This window comes from Aquaspirillum soli, from assembly GCF_054781915.1.
The window spans coordinates 62,041-78,677 of sequence record NZ_BAAGTM010000007.1 but is presented as its reverse complement, the minus strand read 5'-3'; the positions used below and the strand labels follow the sequence as shown (position 1 = coordinate 78,677).

The 16,637-nt window shown below is 48.2% G+C and carries 15 protein-coding genes; 6 read left to right on the top strand and 9 right to left on the bottom strand.

Features of this window, described 5'->3' with window-relative positions; all coding sequences use genetic code 11:
- Positions 1–5: 5 nt before the first annotated feature.
- The 3 genes from ACYVJG_RS08295 to ACYVJG_RS08285 form a co-directional block, all read right to left on the bottom strand.
- Complete coding sequence (locus tag ACYVJG_RS08295; RefSeq protein WP_460430645.1) at positions 6–3,689, bottom strand: SwmB domain-containing protein; 3,684 nt, start codon at positions 3,687–3,689, stop codon at positions 6–8.
- Between the two features lie 113 nt (positions 3,690–3,802).
- Positions 3,803–4,351, bottom strand: coding sequence for a response regulator transcription factor (locus ACYVJG_RS08290; protein WP_460430644.1), 549 nt, complete (start codon positions 4,349–4,351; stop codon positions 3,803–3,805).
- Positions 4,344–5,591, bottom strand: coding sequence for an ATP-binding protein (locus ACYVJG_RS08285; protein ID WP_460430643.1), 1,248 nt, complete (start codon positions 5,589–5,591; stop codon positions 4,344–4,346). The genes ACYVJG_RS08290 and ACYVJG_RS08285 overlap by 8 nt, the downstream gene beginning before the upstream one ends.
- Positions 5,592–5,782: 191 nt before the next feature.
- On the opposite strand from ACYVJG_RS08285, the gene ACYVJG_RS08280 reads away from it, so the two are divergent.
- A complete protein-coding gene (locus tag ACYVJG_RS08280; protein WP_460430642.1) occupies positions 5,783–6,568 on the top strand; it encodes a TIGR00266 family protein in 786 nt (261 codons plus the stop codon).
- 8 nt (positions 6,569–6,576) lie between these two features.
- Here ACYVJG_RS08280 and ACYVJG_RS08275 read toward each other — a convergent pair whose 3' ends face one another.
- From ACYVJG_RS08275 to cobT, 3 genes are read right to left on the bottom strand one after another with little or no spacing between them, the layout of a single operon-like run.
- Positions 6,577–7,347 (bottom strand): adenosylcobinamide-GDP ribazoletransferase, encoded by a 771-nt coding sequence (locus tag ACYVJG_RS08275; RefSeq protein WP_460430641.1) that lies wholly within the window; start codon positions 7,345–7,347, stop codon positions 6,577–6,579.
- Positions 7,335–7,943, bottom strand: coding sequence for a histidine phosphatase family protein (locus ACYVJG_RS08270; protein ID WP_460430640.1), 609 nt, complete (start codon positions 7,941–7,943; stop codon positions 7,335–7,337). Before ACYVJG_RS08270 ends, ACYVJG_RS08275 begins: the two co-directional genes overlap by 13 nt.
- Positions 7,940–9,010, bottom strand: a complete 1,071-nt coding sequence (cobT, locus tag ACYVJG_RS08265) for a nicotinate-nucleotide--dimethylbenzimidazole phosphoribosyltransferase (protein ID WP_460430639.1) — start codon at positions 9,008–9,010, stop codon at positions 7,940–7,942. The genes ACYVJG_RS08270 and cobT overlap by 4 nt, the downstream gene beginning before the upstream one ends.
- A 226-nt stretch (positions 9,011–9,236) precedes the next feature.
- Here cobT and ACYVJG_RS08260 point away from each other — a divergent pair, with 226 nt between their 5' ends.
- Positions 9,237–9,401: a rubredoxin gene (locus ACYVJG_RS08260; protein WP_022654759.1), complete on the top strand. Its 165-nt coding sequence runs from the start codon at positions 9,237–9,239 to the stop codon at positions 9,399–9,401.
- Positions 9,402–9,580: 179 nt separating this feature from the next.
- On the top strand, positions 9,581–10,144 hold the full coding sequence (locus tag ACYVJG_RS08255; protein WP_460430638.1) for a hypothetical protein: 564 nt from the start codon (positions 9,581–9,583) through the stop codon (positions 10,142–10,144).
- Between the two features lie 8 nt (positions 10,145–10,152).
- Here the strand turns inward: ACYVJG_RS08255 and ACYVJG_RS08250 are convergent, their stop codons facing one another.
- On the bottom strand, positions 10,153–10,866 hold the full coding sequence (locus ACYVJG_RS08250) for a 16S rRNA (uracil(1498)-N(3))-methyltransferase (RefSeq protein ID WP_460430637.1): 714 nt from the start codon (positions 10,864–10,866) through the stop codon (positions 10,153–10,155).
- A gap of 115 nt (positions 10,867–10,981) precedes the next feature.
- Between ACYVJG_RS08250 and ACYVJG_RS08245 the strand changes: the two genes are divergently transcribed.
- Positions 10,982–11,776, top strand: coding sequence for an inositol monophosphatase family protein (locus ACYVJG_RS08245; RefSeq protein ID WP_460430636.1), 795 nt, complete (start codon positions 10,982–10,984; stop codon positions 11,774–11,776).
- A gap of 9 nt (positions 11,777–11,785) precedes the next feature.
- The gene (locus tag ACYVJG_RS08240; RefSeq protein ID WP_460430635.1) at positions 11,786–13,933 is read left to right on the top strand and encodes a sensor domain-containing diguanylate cyclase; all 2,148 of its coding nucleotides are present in this window, start codon (positions 11,786–11,788) and stop codon (positions 13,931–13,933) included.
- On the opposite strand, the gene ACYVJG_RS08235 is transcribed toward ACYVJG_RS08240, so the two are convergent.
- Positions 13,896–14,786 (bottom strand): pseudouridine synthase, encoded by an 891-nt coding sequence (locus tag ACYVJG_RS08235; protein WP_460430634.1) that lies wholly within the window; start codon positions 14,784–14,786, stop codon positions 13,896–13,898. The genes ACYVJG_RS08240 and ACYVJG_RS08235 overlap by 38 nt on opposite strands.
- Entirely contained in the window at positions 14,768–14,965 is a 198-nt protein-coding gene (locus ACYVJG_RS08230) for a Lar family restriction alleviation protein (protein ID WP_460430633.1), read from the bottom strand. Before ACYVJG_RS08230 ends, ACYVJG_RS08235 begins: the two co-directional genes overlap by 19 nt.
- Before the next feature lie 117 nt (positions 14,966–15,082).
- On the opposite strand from ACYVJG_RS08230, the gene ACYVJG_RS08225 reads away from it, so the two are divergent.
- On the top strand, positions 15,083–16,531 hold the full coding sequence (locus tag ACYVJG_RS08225; RefSeq protein ID WP_460430632.1) for a M48 family metalloprotease: 1,449 nt from the start codon (positions 15,083–15,085) through the stop codon (positions 16,529–16,531).
- Positions 16,532–16,637: the final 106 nt, after the last annotated feature.

Below are 16,637 nucleotides of genomic sequence, written 5' to 3'. Positions count from 1 at the left end.
TGATATTACGCGATAATAACGAAGTCGCTGGCAGTTAATAGTGGTTTGTCACTAAACATGCCAATTAATATGGATGCTATCGTTCCATTGCCATCTTCATCATATTGGAGCGTTCCTGTAGATTGATCATATTTTAATCGCGTTGTACCTGATTCTGTTCCAACTGATAAATCTACAAACTCAGCTGCCGTCAGTGTGCCAACAGCGCCAAGTTTGGTAAAAATGGTTTTAGAGAGATGAAATTTATCACCAGTAGTATATCCAGAGATTGTATCGGCATCGGTGGTCGTTTTAGGGAGATAATCAAACACAAAAATATCATCTCCACTTCCGCCATTTAAGGTATCTGCACCAGCTCCACCAGTTAAAATATCATTTCCATCACCCCCACTTAAACTGTCATTCCCTAATCCTCCAGTTAAAGTATCATTACCACTGGTTCCAATATGGGTTGTACCAGTTAATGAAAATGAATCAAGAATAAGTTTTGAGTAATCTTTTAAATCTATTAATGAAGAAATGTTACCGTCGCTATCTTTTAGTGCATCTTTTTTAATTTGTAAGAAGATATTATTATCAGCAATAAAAAATGATGGTATCGTATCAAAAACAATTACTAAATTGTTCGAGTTGTCTATATAGATGTTGTCTAACGGTGTTAATGAATTGATGAAGGTGCTTCCCTTATCATTACTTAGCACAATTTTTGATTTGAGATCAGATAAATCATCTTTTGTACTAAATATTGGCTCATTAAACTTAATGACTAGCTGTTTTTTGCCTAAATCAAAAGAAACGGGCTCACTTGTTACTGGAGAAGGTGGAGTAATGGTTGCAAGATCGCGAGGGATAGTCTCAAGGTCATTAACCTGTCCATTACTATCTTTCACTGTACCTTTACCGATAGATAGATTCACCTTCGTGTCTACAATAGATATTGCGCTACTTGGAATTTCAATATGTACTTGACCTGAACTATCAGTATAGATAGAACTACCTGCTATATCAGTCAGAGACTTCGTTGTACCTGCATTTGAAAGTGATATTAAAGATTTAGCCACTAGCGGCGTAACAGCAAGAGAAATATTTTTATCAAAAGTTATCAAGAAATGATATATATTGCTATCATTACTTAATGTAGTTGTTTTTATGGATGGAATTTGATTAAGGACTATAGGATATGAACCGCCATCAGTTAAAGATGGATTTCCTAGCCAATTTTTGGTGAATCCGGTAGTGACTTTTATTTGATCATCAATCTTACTACCACTATTTGTAAACTCCGTATGGGTCTCTATATTATCCGCTTTAGAGTTTGTTAATCTAATCACTAACTCACCATTGACAATATTCGCATCTTGAATTTCGTTGATAGAAAAAAAGAAGTCATAGGTCGAACTTCCATCGCTGTTAACATCCCATTTGATTTTATTCCAGTCTAGTAACCCTTTAACAGAGTCTGTTGGATTTTGCGTCCGATCTAGCAAATCATAAAAATTTGTTCCGCTGAGGATGATTTCATTTGTAGCTTTATCATATTTGGCCCCTGTAATTGTTGTAATTGGTATTGCAGACTTGTTTTTAACTACTTGTGAACTAAAACTTGCCGCATCGTAACCTGTCACGTCCTGTATTGCCTTGTTTTTTAAAGTATTATCTATCGTATTATTGGTGTATGATACTGTAATTGCATCTGATATTAAAATGTTTGAAGAAAGACTCAGCTCTAGAGCAGTATTTAAACTGCTCGAGATAGATGGAGTAACAGTTTGAGGGGTACCATTTACTAATATCTGAAACATACCAGCATCTGGCAATGGTGTTGTTGCTAGTGGTTTGTTGTAGTTTAAAATAATCTTTTTACCGGCAGGATCTGTTTCTGCTGAAATTAAACTCAATGTATTAGCACTGGTAGAAGACAGGGTGGAAAAGTTTTTTACTAGGGTTGGTGCATTGATTGAAGCGGCATCTATTCCAGCTCCATTTTGAATCGCTTGATTACTTAAACTGTTATCCACCGTCGGTGCTATATAGCTCAGCCTTACAATATCCGTATTAGTAATTGTATTTGCAAGCACTAATTCAACTGTTTTACCAGAACTAGAAACTATATCAACCGAGTTAGAAGCGCTATTTACACTCACACTAAAATTACTTTTGTTTGCTGAAATCGGTGAAAGTGTTTGGTCATAGTTCAGAATGATTTTTTTGCCATCACTGCTCACATACATATCTAACAAAACAGGTGGGGTCGTAGATGTTGTAGGTGGAGTTGGAGATGTGGTACTAGACCCAAAAGGAACCCCAGGTAACACGTCTTTTGGTGTGGCTGCACCAATTTTAGTTGTTAATCCCGTTCCACTAAAACCAGTTGGATCAAAACTAGCAGTGGTGTTAATTGCTTTTGGAATATCATACTGTGCAATAACATGCAACTTACCAAGATCAAGTACGGTAGTGGCTGCTGCCGCCTTACCATTCACATCCGCTACCACCCCAGCCAGTTTCTCTGCTTGGGCAAACAAACCACTGCTACCGATTTTATTCGCTGCATTCTGAAAAATCGTTTTAACCGTTTTGGCATCATCTAGTTTAACCGCTGGACTACTAGCCAATTCATCTGCAACACTAGAAACAATTGCATCAAAAGCAGAGGCTTTAGTTTTCCCCTCTTTCGTTAGCATCACCATTGCATTGGTTAACACACCTGCCACCTGCTGAGAAATAGATTGCACTTGCAAAGCAGTGGCTTTAGATGAAGGTGTTGACAGACTATCAGCTAAAACAGGGAGAGGATCGTAGGTCAACAAATTCACAAAAGGAACGGCTAAACCCGTTTGCACAAGGCTTTTAGCTGATGCGACTGAATGACCTTTATCCACCAACGCATCGACTAAAGTGGTTAAAGGGGTGATGACTGTTGAACCCACTGGTGCAGATAACGTCCCTAGGAATGCCTGACCGGTCATAATATCTGTCCCACCGGTCGCAATCATATTCTTACCCATAGCCATTTTGGATAAGTTCAAATTTCCACCGGAGTCGGTTTTTGTAAACCATTCACCATTGTCTTGAAATTTATCTCTATCAAAGTCCACAAAAGTGGTTGCACCTGATAAATAACCGTCAATGGCTTTAACATACAAACCTGATGAATTGAGATGAGTTGCTATGAGACCCAATGCCTCTTTGGCTTGATTCAATGTACTGACATTTTTATCAATAGAATCAATTTGTGTTTTTACTGCTTGATGAATTGCTGCACCATTCAACAGCTCATTTTTATTAGCCGTTGCTATTAATTCAATAAATTCTTGAGCCGCTTCGGCACGATTTTGTAAGGCTTTGCCATTATCAGAAGTTGATAAAACATAATTTGCAAATAAGTTTCCCCAGCCCGATTTTCCGTCTGCACTAATAAAATCATTGATTAGTTTTTTTGCTTCAGAGGTATCAATTCTTTGCCCAGTACCGTTTGCAATCACATCTTGCACAGCCGTGATTACACCATATTGCACAGCATAACTCGCCATGTGCCCATCAATCGCCCGAATCAAACTCGCATAATCATTGCCACTTGGTCCTAATAAACCAGCCAGATTATTTAACTCTACTCTACTGGCAGCGGTACCTGTTGCTAGCACAAACACTTTTTGCAAAAGAACATCGAGGGGATTAAAAGAGGCCATGAGCGGGGCTCCACAGAGAAGGCTTGGTCAGAATGTCTGCAGTATATCACCACTCCGATTGTTGAAAACCTAGGTTATATCGAAATGTAATAATTTGGTCATGGTGGGAAAAATCAGCGCGAGACGGGTTTTTTCGCCAACATCCGCTGTAAGGTACGGCGGTGCATATTGAGGGCGCGGGCGGTGGCGGAGATATTGCCATCATGCTCCGCTAACACCCGTTGAATATGTTCCCACGCTAAACGGCGGACGGACATTGGTGCTTCAGGCGCGGCTTGTTCTGGATTGGGTTCGGGATCGTCTAAGGCATGCAAAATATCGTCAGCACTCGCCGGTTTGGCCAAATAATTGTCAGCACCTAATTTGATTGCATCAACAGCAGTGGCAATGCTGGCAAAACCTGTTAAGACTAAAATTTTGCTTTCGGGTAATGCTTCACGCAGGCGCGGTAATAGACGTAGCCCACTGTCACCAGCCAAATTTAAGTCTAGTACCACCCGTTCTGGCAGGTGTGGTGGTGGCAAATCCAGCCATGTTTCTACTGCGCTGGCACTGTGTAAACGCTCCACCGGCCAACCACGTCGTGCCAAAGCACGAACCATCAAATGACCAAAACTTTCGTCATCGTCAATCAGCAGCAAATAGGTTTGATGTTCAGACATGTTGACTTCCTTCTTGTACTGGCCACGGTAGCTTTACCGTTGCTAACACGCCTCCACCCTGACGATTCACCAAACTGACTTCTCCACCAAGACGTTCAAAACTGGCATGCGCCAAAAATACGCCAATTCCCATGCCGTCAGGTTTATTCGAACGCATTGGCTGTCCTAATTGGTTGAGCTGTTCTTCACTGAGGCTAGGGCCTCGGTTCGCAATTGTGACCTCTAACCAGTTAGGTTGCCATTCAGCGGTCAATGTCACGGTTTCTGATGAGGCATCCACAGCGTTATTGAGCAGATTCAGTAACGCGGGGGCAAACGTCGGGTCGAGGTGTCCTGTGGGGGCAGTGTCGAGTCGCAGTGTGGTCGTAATATGGGCATGTGGCCGCAGACTTGCCCAATGTTCTAAGATTCTGCCAAATTGTGTTGCTAAAGACTCTATGATGGGTGGTTGGCCGTTGACCTGCTCTGCCAATCGCATCAAAACCCGTTTACACGTATTAACTTGTTCTGAGGCCAAAGCCAAGTCTTGCTCTAACAAGGGATACTGTCCTGCATAATCCAGCTGCATTTCATCTAACAACAAGCGCAAAGTAGAAAGAGGGGTACCGAGTTCATGAGCAGTGCCAGCGGCTAACGTACCAATGGCGAGTAACCGTTCATCGCGCAACTGTGCCTCACGCATGGCAGCAATTTGCTGTTCCCGTTGCCGTAGTTGTGTTGCCATTCGTAGTAAGAGCGCGGTGATTAAAATCGCTGCGAGGCCAAATGTGGCCCACATTCCCAGAAGATGAATCCGGAACACAAATAATGGATCACCTGGGATGCCAGGTAATGGGAGGTAAAACCACATTAAGAAGCTATAGACCGCCACCGCCCACGCCACAATCAACCATGCCAACAGAGGCGGTAACAACACAGCGGCAATCGCCACAATCAACAAATAAAGCGTCACCACCGGATTACCGGCACCACCAGTAAAGAACAATAAAATGCCTAAAGCGCCGACATCCAAGCACAGTTGAAATGCCAACTCAAAGGCATCATGATGTAATCCTGCTTGGGTTGTTCGCCATGATAGATAGACATTGAGCGCAGTCAGGCCACTTAAACACAACACCAACGGGACGACAGGTAGTTCAATCCCCAAGCCACCGAGCGCAATCGCTAAGCCTAGCGCTGCTACAATAATAAAACCCCACCGTAGCCGAACCAGTTGTGCGAGCTGTGCCGAGAAATGCATGGTGAAACCATCTGCAGAGGAAAAAGAGGCAGTGTAACACTGAAAAAAAAGCGCAGGATGGAGCCACCAATCCTGCGTAACCTTGGAACAACAATGTGAGAAAAAGTATAACGTACTCTGTTATACCTATCCTGCGGCACATTGACGCATCGCATTAAACAGCACATCAAAACCATCGGGAGCTTCTGAATATGAGTATGGACGTCATTGACTTTGAGATTTACGGCGATGATATGCAATTCGTCGAAATTGAGCTCGACCCGAACGAGGCAGCGGTGGGGGAAGCCGGTAGCATGATGTATATGGAAGACCATATTCGGATGGATACCATTTTTGGCGACGGTTCAGCCCAGCAATCTGGTGTATTTGGTAAGTTGCTTGGTGCAGGAAAACGGTTGCTGACGGGTGAAAGTCTGTTTACCACTGTTTTTATCAATGAAGGTAACCAAAAACGTAAAGTGGCTTTTGCTGCATCCTATCCAGGCAAAATTATCCCCGTGCATCTGTTAGAGCTGGGTGGGATGTTGTATGCACAAAAAGACAGTTTTTTATGTGCGGCTAAAGGCGTCAGTTTGGGCATCGCATTTCAGAAAAAACTCGGTGCCGGCTTGTTTGGTGGCGAAGGCTTTGTGATGCAAAAACTCGAAGGTGATGGTTATGTGTTTATTCACGCAGGTGGAACACTGTTAGAACGTCAACTCGCGCCCGGTGAAAAAATCCGCGTCGATACGGGTTGTGTGGTGGCGTATCAGCCAACGGTAGATATGGATATTCAATTTGTCGGCGGGGTGAAAAGTGCGCTCTTTGGTGGTGAAGGGCTATTCTTTGCCACACTCACCGGCCCTGGGCATGTGTGGTTACAATCGTTACCCCTGTCACGCCTTGCTGACCGTATTGTCGCAAGCGCGCCTAGCCTTGGTGGTAAGCAACAAGGCGAAGGCTCGGTATTAGGTGGCATGGGAACAGGACGTTCTTAAACCACACGCTAACCGATCAGGCGTGTGGCGACCGTTGGGCCGACACATGCCAGCGTTAACAAGCCAATTTCCACAATTTCAATGCCAGCGCCAAGGCAATCACCACTGACACCGCCTAGCCGCCGCCATAAAAATTGACGCCATCGCCATCCTAATAATGGTGCCAGACATAACCACGGGTTAATCCATGCCGAGGCCAGCCATAACAGTGCAGTGCTGCCATAGATTGCTGCGCGGTCGAGTTGCCAACGAAAAGGATCCACACTGCTGTCTTGACTCAAAGCCGGTAGGCTGTGTGACCAATAGACCGTAAACAAACGCGCCCAAGCAGGGATCAAACACAGCGTACCAGCAAATAACAGCTTTTCCTCCGGTGCGCTCGGTACCTGTTGTACCCATAGCCATAACAGACTCCATTTGCTCAACACCGCCAACACCAACGCTAATACACCAAAGCTGCCGAGGTGAGGGTCTTTTAAGACCGCAAGAAAACGCTGTGGATCGCGATGGGCGGCACCAAGACCATCGGCTAAATCAGCCAAACCATCTAAATGCAAACCACCGGTGACCCATACCCATACGACGACTCCCACCAGTGCGGCAAAAACAGGATCAACATAGCTGGCTGCGACAGTGGTGACGGCCAATATTCCACCTATCATCAACCCAACCACAGCGAACCACTTGGCCGATTCAGCCAACCAAGCGGGGTCAAAATGCGTCAATTGTGGCGTTGGTAAACGGGTGAGAAATTGAATCGCCAATATCAAACCACGCATGGCGGTTCCAATCGCGTGAGATAGGCGGGTAAATCGGTTGGGGACGCTGATTGCAACATCAGTTGCACCATTCCCCCCCGCGCAATCGCAATCTGTTTTGCTTGCTGGCGCGAGATCTGTAGCAGTGTGGCAAGGGCACAATGAATCACCCCTGCATGAGTGAGTAACACACGGTGAGGGCCCTTTGTTTGTGCCAACCAATTGAATAAGGCCCGCTCAACCCGTTGCTGCATCGCGGTCAGTGTTTCGCCTCCTGTTGGCGGCAAAGGTTGATGAAGCTGTGCCACCCAATCAATGGGTAATTGGTCGATGGGGGTATTTTCCCAACAGCCAAAATCCATCTCGGCAAACCCAAGGTCAATGGTCGTATCTGATAGCGGTAAGGGGTGTAATTCGGTCAAGATGGCCCGACAGCGTTGTAGTGGTGAACAGGCCAATGCAGAGACCGGCGCTAATTGTTGCAAGCGTTGCCACATTGCTAGGCTTTGTTGCCAACCTAGCGTGGTTAACGGTAAATCGGTCTGCCCTACTAGCCGATTGCCGTTGGCAATCTCACCATGTCGCCAAAGGGTCAGGGTAAAACTGTTATCGCTCATGATTGAGGAATCGCAGCTTCGTCAAAAGTCGCCATTTGTTTGTGTAGTTGAATCGCTAAGTTGAGCATTGGAACACAGATTGCTGCGCCGCTTCCCTCACCTAAACGCAATCCCAAATCTAATAAAGGTTCTAAATTCAGAAAGCTCAGTGCAAGCTGATGGCCTTGTTCTTGTGAACGATGACTGGCAAGCAGCCAATGTTGAATATTCGGCTCCATAGCATGGGCAACAATCGCCGCAGCTGTGGCAATAAAACCATCTAATAACACCGGCGTTTTCGCTTGTGCTGCCCCAAGATAAAATCCCGTCATGGCGGCAATCTCTAGCCCACCAAGTTCTGCTAAAACAGCCAGTGGAGATAAGGGCGGACGTTGTGCCAGCCGTGTTAAGGCATCATGCACTACCTGTTGTTTATGCAGCCAAGTGGTTTCATCAATCCCTGTTCCGCGACCGACTACCTCGGCGGGAGAATGACCCGTAAAATAACAAATCAAGGCAGCTGAGGCGCAAGTGTTAGCAATCCCCATTTCCCCTGCAATCAATAGATTGGCGCCACCATCAATTTGTCGATTTGCTGCTTCTTGTCCCAAATGAATAGCGGCCAAGGCTTCATTGACACTCATCGCCGCTTGGTGGCGTAAATTGGCCGTACCATGACGAATACGGGCATGAATAAGCTGGTGCTGACAGACGGCTGGCAGTGGAATCGGGTGTGCTACACCGACATCAATCACCTGTAACGGCGCGTGGAGCTGTCGAGCGAGCACATTGATTGCTGCACCACCGCTGAGAAAATTACTGACCATCAAAGCCGTGACTTCGGCAGGATAGGCCGACACGCCTTCGGCACTGACGCCATGATCAGCAGCAAAAACGGTGATTGCTGGTTGTAATGCCTCAGGGCACACTTGACCTTGCCAACCGGCAAAGCGAATCGCAATATTCTCTAACCGCCCCAAACTACCGTGTGGTTTGGTGAGTTGATTTTGTCTAGCCTCGGCAGCGTGTTGTGCAGCAAGATCGGGCAGACAAATAGGGGGCGCGTAGGGTGAATAATGCGACATCATTGGCAGTTGTAGCCTGTCCTATTGACCATATCCTATGAGCAATGGAGCAGTGCAGCATGAAAAAATGCTATTTTCGCTGCAGTTGTAACAGAAACACAAGAAATCTCGCGCAAAACCTTGCCAGACTGTTTTAAGGATAGCGTTTAAGAAAGGAGAAATGGGCATTAGGGTGTTTTCCACACCAAGCTATCCCACTCTGTGAAAACAGAGTTGCCCGAGTTGTCAGATGAAAACATATATGTGTTTGATTTGTGCTTTTATTTATGATGAAGAAAAAGGTCGTCCCGAAGACGGTCTTCCCCCCGGTACACGCTGGGAAGATGTGCCGATGAATTGGACCTGCCCTGACTGTGGGGCACGGAAAGATGATTTTGAGATGGTGCAAATCTAAGCCGATAGAGCAAACTACAGCCCTTCGTCCATGTTGGATTTAACGACAGATTCACTGTTTGGCATGGGGAGGGCTGTTGCAATGCTGCCCTGTGGTGTCTCTGTATCACTCTCTGCGCCAGATTTGGCCGCTTTTGCCTTCTCTGCTACCATCCCGCTTGCTTTTTGTGATGATGTGCTATGCCTAAATACGCCAAAATTTCCCGTTCTCTGCCCATTACCTTTGCCAATGGTAATGCCGTGCGACAATTCGCTAAACACTGTGTGCGTTGTCGCCAATTGGTCTCTGGTGAGCATATGTATGGTGTGATGACTTTGGTTCAGGACAGAATTGTCCTTGCGGCAGAAGCACAATGCCCACATTGTCAGGCCAAATTTCCGGTCACGTGTGTGATTACCGACGATAAAAAAGTCCATCGTGTCGTGTTACCGATGACCATTTTGCGCTGGTGGTTAGCCTCGAGCCAAGCTGGTCGTCCCCGCCCTACGCCAACACGAGCGGAAGATTGGGAATACCCGACTCCCGTGGCCCCTACCCCCACTCCGCGTGTTGTCCGCCACACCCAACCCGACCAACGCTCGGAAGAGAGCATTGGTCGTTTTCAAGATGTTGCAATTCCCGCGTGGGTACAAGTTAACGGTATCCGCTATGTGTTTGCGCGGCCCGTGGTGGATAACGCCTCGCTATCACTGGCACCCCATGAATTGTTAATTGATGGCTGCCTAATCTTTACGCCCGAATAATGCTTCGCTTAGAAATCTCCCCAACAGGCTTGCATGGCGGAGATGGTCGCTAAAGCAGCGGTTTCTGTCCGCAAGATGCGAGGCCCAAGTCGTAACGCTTGCCACCCCATCGCGAGGCATTGTTGTTCCTCTGCGGCAGAAAATCCCCCCTCGGGCCCAACCAACAACACAATTTCACTGGGTGGCTGAACAATATCGCGTAGGGCGTGCTGTCCCAATGGTGAGAGCAAAAAGTGCTGGCCGGCACCATTGACCGTCAATTCGTGTAAGTGGCGGGGTGGATGAATAATTGGCACCGTATTGCGGCCACACTGCTCACAGGCGGCAATCGCAACCCCTTCCCAATGGGCGCGTTTTTTCTGTTCACGTTCCCCTTGTAGGCGAGCTGCGCGTTCGCTGTGAATCGGGGTGAAGCTGGCAATCCCCAACTCGATGCCTTTTTGTAAGGTGAAATCCATGCGCTCGGCACTGGAAATGGCCTGCAATAAATGGATGGTTAAGGACGATTCGCGGCTGATGGCTTGGCGTTGCTGCGTTGTGACCCACACCTGCCGCTTTTCTAGGCGCACAATCTCGGCCACCACCTCCCCCCCCCGTCCATCAAATAAAACGATGGTTTCACCAAGACGTAAGCGCAACACCTGAATGTGGCGCACGATGGCTTCGGGGAGGGAAACAAGTTGTTGTTCTGGAATCAGATCAGGAAGGAAAAATCGCGCCATTGTCTTGAAAGTCGTATTCGGAGAGGGTATTTTCTGTTGTCTGGTATTTTTTCTCCACCCCAATTTTCTTTACATGCTGCAGTGCGATCCGCTGTAGCGTGCGTCAGGAAGCCTCATGCAGGTTGTCGATCAGGTCATCCAAGCACTACGCACCATTGCACAAACCGAGGTGATGCCTCGTTTTTTGCGGGTGCATTCCACACGCAAACACGATGGTTCGCAGCTCACCGAAGCCGATTTGGCAACGCAAGCTGCTTTGGCACGTGATTTACCCAAAATTTTGCCCTATCCGGTTCTTGGTGAAGAAATGACCACCCAAGAACAAGAAGCCCTGTGGGCACAACATGCCCAAACCGGTCTGTGGGTGGTCGATCCCATCGATGGCACCACCAATTTTGTGCATGGTCTCCCCTATTTCGCGATTTCGGTGGCTTTGGTACAACAAGGCCGCAGTATATTAGGGGTGATTTATAACCCTGCCAGCAATGAAATGTTTTATGCCCGCAAAGGGGATGGCGCTTATCTCAATGGGACACCCCTGCCGCTGAAAGCCTCGCCGGCGGTGTTGTCTGACACCATCGCTTCAGTCGAGGTGAAATATCTGCGTAGCGGTAAGCTCTCGACCCGTTTGGCTTCATTGGCCCCTTGTGGCAGCCAACGCAATTTGGGCGCTTCTACGCTAGATTGGTGTTATGTCGCAGCCGGCCGGTTTGATCTCTACCTTCACGGTGGACAACGGCTATGGGATTACGCCGCAGGCTGTGTCATCTTGGAAGAAGCCGGTGGCAAGATGTGTACGTTAGAACACGATGAATATTGGGATGGTGCCCTGTGGCAACGCTCGGTTGTCGCTGCTTTAGATGCCAATTTATTTGAACAATGGCGAAAGTGGGTACGAGCGAATCGCTAAGAGAACATCATGGATGCCGATCTGCTATGGTCTTTGTTATGTCCCGCCTGTCAACAGCGCCTGCAATATGGCAGTGCTGATGCCACTTTACCGATGATTCACCCCACCCGCCCCGCAGAAGGGGCGGCGTTGGATGTCTTGTCGTTGTTGGCAGAAGGTGCCCCTTTACCATTGATTTTAGAGACCATCGTTCTCGGGATCGAACAAGCCAACCGTGATGTGTGGTGCAGTATTTTGCTGCTGGATGAAGAGGGCAAGCGATTGCGCCACGGGGCCGCACCGAGTTTGCCGACTTTTTATAATCAAGCGATTGACGGCATTGAAATCGGACTCGGTATCGGAGCCTGTGGTGAGGCAGCCTATACTGGGCAGCGTGTGATTGTAGAATCTGTCCATGAGCATCCCAATTGGCATGGCTACACCACATTGGCCGAACAAGCAGGGTTGGCCTCCTGTTGGTCTGAACCGATTATCTCAAGCACAGGCCAAATTCTTGGCACCTTTGCCCTCTATCATCCTTTTCCCGCGACACCAACCGCCGCTGATATTGGTTTGATTCAGCAGGCGGCTAAATTGGCCGAAATTGCTATCGAGCGTTTTCAGGCTTTAGAAGCCCTACGCATTAGCGAAGAACGCCACCGGCTGTTAGCCGATCACGCCCAAGATGTGATTTGGATTATGGATTTGAAGGGGCGTTTTACCTATGTCAGCCCCTCGGTGGAGCGTTTACGCGGTTACACCGTGGCCGAGGTCATGGGGCAAACCTTTGACGAGCGCTTAGCCCCTGCTTCTCGTGCTTTGGCACAAGCTCACCTCAATCATGCACTATCAGAGGTCGCACAAGGGCGACCGTTCCCAGCACAATCGGCTGAATATGAACAACTGTGTAAAGACGGTTCAACTGTTTGGGTTGAGGTCAGTACCTCGGGAATTTATGGCAGCAAAGGGCAGTTTATTGGTGTGCTTGGTGTATCGCGTAATATTTCCGAGCGTAAAAAACAAGAAGCCTATCTATTAGCACTCAATCGTTTTCACCAAGCAGCGGGTGAATTGGCGTTGCTCACGGCACAACTGCGGATTGATGATGTTGACAGTGGTTTGTTGGGCTGTTTAGAAATTCTCGGCCGTTTTTTACGCGCAACACGCGCCTATATTTTCTCGAACGATTTCACCGCCTGTACGTGGTCAAACACCCATGAATGGTGTTTACCGGAGGTGTTACCACAGCAAGAGGAGCTACAAGGGGTGCCGTTTGAGGTGTTTCCCGGCTTGATTGATATTTTCTTGCAGGGAGAGCCGCTGGTAGTGCCAACGTTGGACAATCTGCCGCCTGCCATGCAAGGCTCGGGGCGCGAGATTTTAGCCAGCCAAGGCATTTTATCGTTGATTATGCACCCGATGCGGGTGGATGGCCGCTTAATTGGTTTTGTCGGCTTTGATGATACCGAGCAAGAACGGCAATTCAGCGAAACTGAGCAGGCTTTTTTGCGCCTTGCTGCCGATAATTTCGCCGCCACCCTCGCCCGTCACCAACAATATCTGCAAGAACAAGCGGCACGACGTCAGCTCGAAGCGGTTAATCAGCAATTACAACAGGCCTTAGCACAACGCGAACATATCCAACAGCGGATGCAATATTTGGCACAGCACGATGCCCTAACTGGTTTGCCAAATCGCACTTTATTTGCCGAATCGCTGCAATATGAGTTGGATGCGGGTCAGCCTTGTGTCTTGATGTTTCTCGATCTTGATCACTTTAAGCCGGTTAACGATACCTATGGTCATGCCATCGGTGATGTCTTGTTGCAACAAGCCGCAGCGCGGATGCAAGCTTGTTTACGGCTCGGCGATATGGTGGCACGGATTGGGGGGGATGAGTTTGTGGTGTTATTGCCGCATACCCAGCAAACCGAATTGGCGACACAGATGGCTGAACAGATTTGCCAACAGTTGGTACAACCGTTTGTGATCGATGATCATACGCTACGCATTTCCTGTAGCATCGGTATCGCCCTCTCGCCCGAACATGGCACCACTGAAATCGAACTCTCAAAACAGGCTGATGCTGCGATGTATCACGCTAAGCGGTCGGGGCGAGGTCGTTGGCAACTCTATTCCCCTACACTGGCGGCAACAGCAATGTCTGTTGACTACTAAAACACCGAGCTTCATTGGTATACGGGTCGATAAAACGGATTTCCTTGGCTAATAGTTGCAACGGTTGGCTAAAGTCATCGCTCACCGTTGGGCGAAGCGTGGGATACCAACGGTCGTGGCGAATCGGTATCCCTAATTGCGCCATGTGCAGGCGCAGTTGGTGTTTTTTTCCGGTTAAGGGTTGCAACTGATAACGCGCCCACTGATCGTTATGTGCCAATATCGCCATCGCCGTTTCACTGTTGATTTCACCCGCTACCTCTTCCATTAAAAAAGAATCAGCGCGCTCTTGTAGATGGCTGCGGTAGTGACGTGGGAAAGGCAACTCTGGCCGAAATCGAGCGATGGCATGGTAAGTTTTTTGTACTTGCCGCAGTCGAAATAACGCTTGATAGGCATCACGACAGCGCGGGTCGATACATAACAACATCACACCAGCCGTTTCACGGTCTAAGCGATGTAAGGCACTGAGATTAGGCAAGTTTAAGCGGTGTTGCAGACGATAGAGCAAGGTTTCGCGCTGGTGTTGCCCAGCAGGCATACAGGCTAAGAAATGCGGTTTATCGACCACCAACAAGCGTTCATCACGGTATAACACCTGCTCACAAAACGGCACTGGTGTTTCTTGTACTTCCTCTCGTTGATAAAACAACGCCAACCCGGGACGATAGGGCATATCAGGATGACAAGGACGTTGTTCACTATCCCAGACTCGCCCCTCAGCAAAACGCCCTAACCACACTTCACGGCTGACATGGCGAAATCGACTCAGCAAAAAACTGAGTAAGTCTGGCCAGTGGCCAGCAGGTAACACTAGGCGATGTACCATCGGGTTTAGCGACTGCGATTCCATAACAAAATGGCCTCTTTGCGGTTATCCGCTTGGGCACCAATGGTGCTGCAATTTCCCTGCTTGGGATAACGGGAACATTGCACCCAAAAGCGGCGTGATCCAGCTTTCACCACTTCAGCAGGAGAGCCACATTTTTGGCAGGGTTTAGGGATGGTAGGTTCGGGCGTAGCAGAGGTCATGATTATTTCTCAACGAAAAATGGCAATATGCCCCAATCCGGCAAGCAAGACAAACCATGATGGAACTTGCTGCCTAATTGGGTTTCTGAAGATGGATATTGTGGTGGAAGGTTTGATATGTCGGTGATTGCGCGTTATCTGCTGCTTGCCTGTCTGTGTGGCAACATGCTCCCCGTGTCTGCACACACTGCAGCCTTGCCCGATTTAGGTGATTCGGCACGGGCAGGATTCTCGGTACAACAAGAACGGGCGATTGGACGACAAGCGATTGCCAAGATGTATGAAGTGGGTGCCTTGGTGGATGATGTGGATGGCCAACAGTACCTGCAACAGTTGGGACAACGATTATTGCAGCACAGCCCGATGTCTGAGCACAGTTATCGTTTTTTATTGATTGACGACAACAGTATCAATGCTTTTGCAATGCCGGGAGGCGTGATTGGGATTCATAGCGGTCTGCTGTTTGCTGCCGAGAATGAATCGGAATTGGCCTCGGTATTAGCCCACGAAATGGCGCATGTTTCACAACGCCATATTGCGCGCATGGTCGAGCAACAAGGCAACAACTCATTATTGATGTTTGGCACGTTGTTAGCCGCCATTTTGGCCGCCAGTGTGTCAGGTAATCATCAAGTTGCCGCTGCGGCTGCTAATGTTGGCCCCGGTTTAGCAATTCAAAACCAGTTAGCCTACAGCCGTGACTTTGAACGTGAAGCCGACCGTCTTGGCATGGAGATTTTACTCAAAGCAGGGTTTAATCCGCAGGGCATGAGTGACTTTTTTCGCCGCCTACACCAATCCACGCGCCTCAATGATAACAATGCCCTTGCTTTCTTACGCACTCATCCGATGAGCAGCGAACGTCTGACCGAAAGCGAAAACCGCGCCGCCAATCTGCCAAGCAAAATGGTAGCCGACTCGCTGGATTTTTTGCTGTTGCGGGAACGGTTGCGGGTGAAACAACACGGCACGCTGGCTGCGATTGGGTTTTATGAAGAGGCACTCAAACAGGGACGGTTTCGCTCGGAGGCTGTCACGCAATATGGCTTGGCTTATGCCCAAGCACAAGCCAAACAATGGTCAGCGGCACAGCTAAGTTTGCAGCGTAGTGAAAAACTGGGGCAGCCACATCCGGCGCTCACTCAACTGGCGGCGACCATTCAATTAGGGCAACAGAACACACCGACCGCACTTGCCATCTTCCAACAGGGCCGGCAACGTTGGCCAGCACACCTTGGATTGATCTATGGCGAGATTGATACCGCTTTGTTGGTCAAAGACCGCCCTCGTGCGCAGTCGTTGTTAGAAGCGGCATTAAAACGCTGGCCAGAAGATCCTGCCCTGTGGCAAAAACAAGCCAAGCTATACGCCGATCGTGAACCGTTGCGTTATCACTATGCCCTAGGCAATGGCTATTTCTACCAACACCGTTTTGGCCCAGCGTTAGAACAATATCAACTCGCCCATCACAGCCAAGGTGAGGATTTTTACCTACGCTCGGTCTTAGACGTCCGTATGCGCGAAGCACAACAACGCTTGCAAGAGGAAAAAAATGCGAAGTCGTGATAAATCGGTCAATACCGTACGCTTGAGTGGTCTAACACACAGCCAAAAAAAATCCCCCGCAGGATAACCATGTGGGGGAAAACACGAGGAAGAAACATCAAAACAC

Bases quoted from the DNA above. Each gene is read 5' to 3' on its own strand.
- ACYVJG_RS08295 (WP_460430645.1), bottom strand. From the start codon at position 3,689: ATGGCCTCTTTTAATCCCCTCGATGTTCTTTTGCAAAAAGTGTTTGTG.
- ACYVJG_RS08290 (WP_460430644.1), bottom strand. From the start codon at position 4,351: ATGTCTGAACATCAAACCTATTTGCTGCTGATTGACGATGACGAAAGT.
- ACYVJG_RS08285 (WP_460430643.1), bottom strand. From the start codon at position 5,591: ATGCATTTCTCGGCACAGCTCGCACAACTGGTTCGGCTACGGTGGGGT.
- ACYVJG_RS08280 (WP_460430642.1), top strand. From the start codon at position 5,783: ATGAGTATGGACGTCATTGACTTTGAGATTTACGGCGATGATATGCAA.
- ACYVJG_RS08275 (WP_460430641.1), bottom strand. From the start codon at position 7,347: ATGCGTGGTTTGATATTGGCGATTCAATTTCTCACCCGTTTACCAACG.
- ACYVJG_RS08270 (WP_460430640.1), bottom strand. From the start codon at position 7,943: ATGAGCGATAACAGTTTTACCCTGACCCTTTGGCGACATGGTGAGATT.
- cobT (WP_460430639.1), bottom strand. From the start codon at position 9,010: ATGATGTCGCATTATTCACCCTACGCGCCCCCTATTTGTCTGCCCGAT.
- ACYVJG_RS08260 (WP_022654759.1), top strand. From the start codon at position 9,237: ATGAAAACATATATGTGTTTGATTTGTGCTTTTATTTATGATGAAGAA.
- ACYVJG_RS08255 (WP_460430638.1), top strand. From the start codon at position 9,581: ATGCCTAAATACGCCAAAATTTCCCGTTCTCTGCCCATTACCTTTGCC.
- ACYVJG_RS08250 (WP_460430637.1), bottom strand. From the start codon at position 10,866: ATGGCGCGATTTTTCCTTCCTGATCTGATTCCAGAACAACAACTTGTT.
- ACYVJG_RS08245 (WP_460430636.1), top strand. From the start codon at position 10,982: ATGCAGGTTGTCGATCAGGTCATCCAAGCACTACGCACCATTGCACAA.
- ACYVJG_RS08240 (WP_460430635.1), top strand. From the start codon at position 11,786: ATGGATGCCGATCTGCTATGGTCTTTGTTATGTCCCGCCTGTCAACAG.
- ACYVJG_RS08235 (WP_460430634.1), bottom strand. From the start codon at position 14,786: ATGGAATCGCAGTCGCTAAACCCGATGGTACATCGCCTAGTGTTACCT.
- ACYVJG_RS08230 (WP_460430633.1), bottom strand. From the start codon at position 14,965: ATGACCTCTGCTACGCCCGAACCTACCATCCCTAAACCCTGCCAAAAA.
- ACYVJG_RS08225 (WP_460430632.1), top strand. From the start codon at position 15,083: ATGTCGGTGATTGCGCGTTATCTGCTGCTTGCCTGTCTGTGTGGCAAC.